The organism is Streptomyces sp. P17, from assembly GCF_032436805.1.
In the GTDB taxonomy this organism is placed as follows: Bacteria; Actinomycetota; Actinomycetes; order Streptomycetales; family Streptomycetaceae; genus Streptomyces.
Genome location: NZ_JAVRBF010000180.1, coordinates 1 through 1,276 on the forward strand (window position 1 = coordinate 1; position 1,276 = coordinate 1,276).

2 protein-coding genes are annotated in these 1,276 nt (G+C 60.7%); both read right to left on the bottom strand.

The annotated features are described in order from the left end of the window. Positions 1 to 350: 350 nt before the first annotated feature. Positions 351 to 743 carry a hypothetical protein gene (locus RMT89_RS40185; protein WP_315888696.1) on the bottom strand — a complete coding sequence of 131 codons (393 nt, stop codon included), beginning with the start codon at positions 741 to 743 and terminating at the stop codon, positions 351 to 353. Between the two features lie 79 nt (positions 744 to 822). Then, the coding region (locus RMT89_RS40190; RefSeq protein WP_315888697.1) for a hypothetical protein at positions 823 to 1,276 on the bottom strand (454 nt) is incomplete at its 5' end.

A 1,276-nucleotide genomic window follows, 5' to 3' on the forward strand; every position in this document is an offset into this window, starting at 1 on the left:
CGGGGTAGCGCATCGCGGCGCGAGTGTGGCAGGTGAGTGCTGCGAGGTCGCGGCACCAGTCGGCGGGGGCTCTCATGCTGCGTCCCGGTTTTGTCGCGTAGCGAGGTCGGCAAGCAAAGATCGCGAGCCCCTACCTACCGGACTTTTTTTGCTTGCTGAACCACAATTCTCAACCACAGATAGACGCAAGGGTTCAGCGTTACTCGCGCTGCGCGGGCGGTTTGAAGGTTTGAAGGTTTGAAGGTAGTTGGGGATGGGTTTGCCGAAGGGTTTCGGCAATGATTCGCTGAACGGTTTCGGGAATGGTTTCCTGAACGGTTCGGGGAATGGTTTCGGGAATGGTTTTGTGGTCATGGCGTGATCCCGATCTGCTCGGACATGTGTGGCAACAGGTCAGCGATGACGTCCCAACTGGAGGCGAGCGCGTCACCCTCCTCGCTCCAGATGCGTGCCACCTCGGCGGTGATCTGGTCGCGGATAGCGGTCGAGGCGATGCGGTCGAGGGCGCGGCAGAATGCTTTCGTCACGTTGGGTTTCGTCAACACCTTGTCGTGCCTCAGGAATGAGCGCACGAGGATTTCACCGGTTGAATGGTCGATGACTAGCAGGTTTGCGTCTGCGAGCGAGTCCCACGCTTTGGCAACCTTGCGGGGTGTCAGGTCGGCGGCGTTGCCTGCATACCTGGCTGGGAAGTAGGGGACAACCCCGGCCCATGACAGGTCTGGGCTGGACAGGAGCGCCATGTAACAGTCGTGTTGGGTGGTGGTCAGCGTGGCCCAATCTGGGTCGCGGTGGGTCGAGACGAGGTAGCGTGCGAACTCTCTAGCCATCGTCGCCCGCTCTCAGGATCGCGGCAGTTTCGGCCTCGATTTCCTTCACGATGTTCTTGATGACGCCCGCCATGTAGCGGAAGACTGTGCGACTTGGGACGCCGTAGGCTTCGATTGCGATGCTGTGCGCCTCAGCTATACGGTCGTAAGGCACTCCGTTATCGAGCCAACGCACCACACTTTGCTTCCAATCGGCGGGCAGAAACGTGCAATCTTCGTCCCAAACTCGCCACGTTTTGCGAAACTTCTGGCACTGTTTGGACCATCTGTCGCGCCGTTCAGAGACGCGCTGGGCTGCGATCTTGCGGGCCTCAGCCCACCGTTTCGCGTCCTCACTCACGTCGGCGACGAGGGGTGTGTCCGGGTGACTGGAGGCCGTCCCGGCGTTGCAGTCCATGCAGCAGGCGACCAGGTTCTCTGGGGTGTCTGCGCCACCGAGGCTGGTA